This is a genomic window from Candidatus Aminicenantes bacterium, from assembly GCA_026393855.1.
Classification (GTDB): Bacteria; Acidobacteriota; Aminicenantia; order Aminicenantales; family UBA4085; genus UBA4085.
In genome coordinates, this window is record JAPKZJ010000073.1 from 1 (window position 1) to 4,537 (window position 4,537).

The 4,537-nt window shown below is 62.7% G+C and carries 4 protein-coding genes; all 4 read right to left on the bottom strand.

Going from position 1 to position 4,537, the window contains the following annotated elements:
* Positions 1 to 57: 57 nt before the first annotated feature.
* On the bottom strand, positions 58 to 1,938 hold the full coding sequence (locus NTZ26_09020) for a sulfatase (GenBank protein MCX6560645.1): 1,881 nt from the start codon (positions 1,936 to 1,938) through the stop codon (positions 58 to 60).
* 130 nt (positions 1,939 to 2,068) lie between these two features.
* Positions 2,069 to 2,794: a class I SAM-dependent methyltransferase gene (locus NTZ26_09025; protein ID MCX6560646.1), complete on the bottom strand. Its 726-nt coding sequence runs from the start codon at positions 2,792 to 2,794 to the stop codon at positions 2,069 to 2,071.
* Between the two features lie 47 nt (positions 2,795 to 2,841).
* Entirely contained in the window at positions 2,842 to 4,032 is a 1,191-nt protein-coding gene (locus NTZ26_09030; GenBank protein ID MCX6560647.1) for an ATP-binding protein, read from the bottom strand.
* Between the two features lie 167 nt (positions 4,033 to 4,199).
* The coding region (locus tag NTZ26_09035; protein MCX6560648.1) for a hypothetical protein at positions 4,200 to 4,537 on the bottom strand (338 nt) is incomplete at its 5' end.

A 4,537-nucleotide genomic window follows, 5' to 3' on the forward strand; every position in this document is an offset into this window, starting at 1 on the left:
CGGATTCATGACAATACAATATCCCGTTTTCGAGAATCCGCCGGCGGCAAGGCCGTGTCACGACCGGATTTCGAACAAGATAAGCGGGTGGGTGCCAAAGAGGGCGAAAGGGAGGGGACGGGTCAATCCCATGCCCTCGGGTAGGCCGAACTCGAGGCGAAACGCCCCCGGCCGGCGCAGCGCTGCCTCGCCCAGAGGCTTGCCCTCCAATTCCAGCCGGATGCGCGGCGGGGCGGGATCTTCGGCGCCGGAGAGCGGCCCCTCCCACCAGCCCTCGATGACGATCGTCCGCGAGGCGGCGGAACCCCGCGCCAGAAGAAAACGGACGTGCGGCCCGACCCTGCGGCCCGTACGGGCGCGCTCGCCGGCCGGCGGCGCCTGGCCCTTCCAGCCGAAGACGAGCTGGAGGGGGTTTTGGGGCGGAGGATCGAAGGCGAGGCGCGAAGTGAAGGGGGCGCGGGACGGGACGGCGGCAGCGGACCTTGCCGCCGAGCGGCCGGCCAGGTAGCCGAGCGACTCGAGGCGGCGGACTTCGGCTTCGGTGAGCGTCTTGCGAGAGGACGAAACGGAGGGAGCGGGAGAGCCGTCGCCGAAGACGGAGCGCCAGGCGTTGCGCAGAGCCGCAAGCCGGGCTGGGTCCGAATCGGCGAGGTTCTCATTCTCGGCGGGGTCATGATCCGTTCGATACAACCCTTCCTCGCCCGTCCAAATGTTCCGGATGTACTTGAAGCCGCCGGCAAAGGCGGCCTTCTCATCGCCCAGCTCGCTGACGGTCGGGCTTGGGCGCAGCGAGGCTCCGGGCTCCCGCGCCGGGCCTGCCGCTTCAGAACCGATGCGAACGTCGGATCCGCCGCTCTCGGAGCGAAGCAACGGCCATAGGCTGCGGCCGTCGATACTCCCCAGCTCGGCGCGGCCGCCGACGAGCTCGAGGAGTGTGGGGAAGATGTCGATGTGGCGGACTTGCGTCCCGATCGTCCCCGGCTTCCAGCCTCCCGCGCCCCAGAGGACGAGGAACGAGCCGATCTGCTCGGCATGGAGGCTCGTGCCGTGGCCCATGCCGCCGTGATCGCCGAACTCCTCTCCATGGTCGGCGGTGACGAGGACGATGGTGTCTTGGATGACCGCGCTGGCCCGCAGGCTCTCCAGCAGCGCGGCCAGCAGGGCGTCGAGGTTGCGGAGCTGTTCGTCGTAGAGCGCCTCGGCGTAGGCCAGGTCGGTCGGGGTCAGGGCCTCGAGGAAGCCCATGGCGTAGACGGGCGGACCGTGGAGCGGCGCGAAGCGACCCCGGCTCGTCTCGGGGTGAAAGTAAGGCGCATGGGCGTCCATGTAGTGAAGGTAGGCGAAGAACGGCCGTCCGGTGGGCCGTTCGTCCAGATAACGAGAGAAGGCTTGATTGAGGTGGCGCCCGTCCCAGGAGGGGATGAATTCATACCGGTCGTAGCCCCGGCCAAAGCCGTTGGCGGGATCGAGCCAGGGGTTGGCCGAAAGCCCCCAGGCGGCGTAGCCGCGGGCGCGGAGGATCTCGGCCAGCGGGCGAAGCCGGGCGTCGAGGGAAGGCGAGGCCTCGGGGTGGTTCGGGTCGAAGGACTGGGTGCGGCCGTAGAACTGGATGCCGTGGCGGAAGGGGTTAAGGCCCGTCAGGATCGAGGCCACGGCCGGGGCGGTCTGGGAAGACTGGGCGACGACGTCGGAGAAGACGACCCCGTCGCGGGCCAAGCGGGAGAGGGCGGGCGACGTATCGCGGGCATAGCCGAACAGGCCGAGGTGGTCGCGCCGGACGGAGTCGAGGACGACGAGGACGATGTTGGGGAGCTTTTTGGTCTTAGCGGCGGCGGCGCTTCCGGCGGTGAGAACAACCAGCAGAAGGCCCGCCGCAATGAGACGGAGAGAGACGGCTCGAATGATAAGGCGCAATCTCTCTTTGGTGAGCGTCGGCATGTCCAGCTCGAGGGGGCGGATTGATTTTCCAGCATTAGGCGGATTAGATCAAGCGAGCGAGGGGTCAGGTCTTAACTCTTAACAGATTTGACCCGGCCTGGCACTGCGGGGTCAGGCCTCGCCAAAAGCGTTAAGAGTTAAGACCTGACCCCTTCAACGTTATGACAAAACCCAGCTCGCCGGCAAATAGTCGATCATTCAGCTTTGCCAACAACCCGGCCCAGCGTCTCCGACGGTACCGGGGATGGTGCGTGAGAGCACCGAGGAATTTGGCCCCGTCGTTGGTGTAGCCGAAACCGAACATATGGACGATTTTAAAAGGGGCGAGAATCTCGAGCCAGGCCTTCTTCGTCCAAAGCCTCTCGTCCCCGAAATCCTTCTTTTTATAGTTGGCACCGGGGACGGAAAAAACGACGCAGGGCGCCACCCGAAGCTGCTCCTGCAAGGCCCTCCGGATCTCCGTCTCAGGGAAATGCTCCATGACCCCCTGGTGGAAGGCGAAATCGAAGCTTCCGGACTCGAAGTCCAAACGAAACAAGTCCATCGTCCGGAATTTCGCCGAGCCGCCGAACCTTTGGTTGAGCCTGACTGCCTCGGCGATGATGTCCGGATCGCGATCGATGGCGGTAATGTCGCGCCTTTGATGGGAAAGGTAGAGGGCCGCCCAGCCCGTCCCGGTCCCGATTTCCAGGCCTCTGGGTCCGGGGGCAAAAGCCTCGATCATATCGAGATACTTTTTATAGTGGGTGGAAACCTGGATGAGCCTGGCTAAATCAAAGTCGCTTTTTTGGTAGAAATCCGACCACGTGGCCGGAGCGGGCCCGGAAGATTCTTCCCTGCTGTCTGCATCACCCATGGCACAGGGAGAATATTTCTGGTTCGCATGGATGTCAAGAAATCCGATTAAATCGAGAACCAAGGCCGAACGGAAATGCCTTCGCGGATTGCCGTGTCGTCACCCCCATAGATCAACAAGGCTCGATGATTGGGGTTGCCGGATCTCCGGTTCCACCAGCGAAGCCCAGCCATCATGTCGCCCGTCACCGTCGCCCCCGACTTGATCTCGATCGGGGTCAGATCATCCCCTTCCTCCACAATGAGATCCACTTCGTGGCCGGTGCTGTCCCGCCAGAAGTAGAGGGGCGGCGTCCTCCGATGATGGTGATAGGCCTTGGCGATCTCCGCGACGACAAAATTCTCAAAAAGAGCGCCCCGCAAAGGATGCGCCTCCAAATGATCCCGCGAACGGATACGCAGCAGCTGGCAGGCCAATCCGGTGTCGTAGAAATACAGCTTGGGGCTCTTGATGAGCCGCTTGCCGAAATTTCGATGGTGCGGCGAGAGAGTGAAGAGTATGAAGCTCGTCTGCAGGACCGACAGCCAACGGCGGGCGGTATCCACCGAAACCCCGGCGTCGGAAGCCAGCGATGAGGCGTTGACGATCTGCCCCAAGCGGCCGGCGGCCAAGCCCAGGAATCTCTCGAATCGATCGAGGTCGCCGATATTGACCAGGCTCCGGATGTCCCTCTCGATATACGTTTGGACGTAATCCGCCAGCCAGACCTCGGGAGGGATTTTGCGGTCATGAATCCGCGGATAGAAACCGGTCCGAATCGTCTCCCAGAGCTCGGGGTGCGGGCCGAGGTTCGAGAAGAGAACTCGGGGGTCATCAGGCTCGGCCTGGATCCGCCCATCCAGCTCGGCCCGTGAAAACGGGAGCAGATGAAGGACGCCGCCGCGCCCGGCCAGTGATTGCGAGACTTCCTTCATTAAAAGAAAATGGTGGGAGCCGGTCAGGACGAAGCGTCCCGGAGCGGCATCGTGGTCGACCGTGGTCTGCAAGGAAGAGAACAGTTCGGGGACGCGCTGGGCCTCGTCGAGAATGGCGGGCCCCGGATGGCGGGCGAGGAAGCCTTTGGGGTCCTCCCGGGCGAAGGCACGGGCCTCGGCATCCTCCAGCGATACGTACTCGTGGGCAGGGAAGGCGGCCTTGGCCAGCGTGGTTTTCCCGGACTGTCGCGGGCCGGTTAGGACGACGAGGGGGTAATACCCGGCATCGCGGAGAAGATAGGGATGAAGAATTCGTTTGATCATTAAGCTTCCGGGCTAATATACGATTTAATAGTCAATATGTCAATGTGTTTAATTAATGCAATAAATATATGTATATTTTTTTATGCAAATGAAGCTTTTTTGGGCCTAAGAAAGACGGGAAAGGCGGTTTTCAGGATCTCGGCCTGGCACCGTGGGGCCAGACCCCGCTAAAAACGTCCAAAGTTAAGACCTGACCCCTCGATACGGATCGTCAGAAACGCCTTGCTTTTGTTCTCGTGGTCGATGAAGACCAGGCGGTAATCGCCTAGGAAACCGGGGCCGGGGAGCCAGGAGAAGACGCCGGCGTCCGAGTCAAGAGTCGAGCCAATGGGCAGCGGCCGCAGCTCGTCGCCGACGATCAGGTAGCCTGCCCAGCGGAGCGTGAGAGGAGAAGAAGCGGAGAGATCCCTCGCTAAGGCTCGGGATGACACTTGCGCAAGGCCGGCCCGGGCCAAGGCGCGGCGTTCGGCATCGGCTGACCAGGCACGGTCGTCGAGGAGGATTT

What these genes read in the sequence shown, in the direction of transcription:
- NTZ26_09025 (MCX6560646.1), bottom strand. Translation starts at nt 2,794, where the DNA reads ATGGGTGATGCAGACAGCAGGGAAGAATCTTCCGGGCCCGCTCCGGCC.
- NTZ26_09030 (MCX6560647.1), bottom strand. Translation starts at nt 4,032, where the DNA reads ATGATCAAACGAATTCTTCATCCCTATCTTCTCCGCGATGCCGGGTAT.
- NTZ26_09020 (MCX6560645.1), bottom strand. Translation starts at nt 1,938, where the DNA reads ATGCCGACGCTCACCAAAGAGAGATTGCGCCTTATCATTCGAGCCGTC.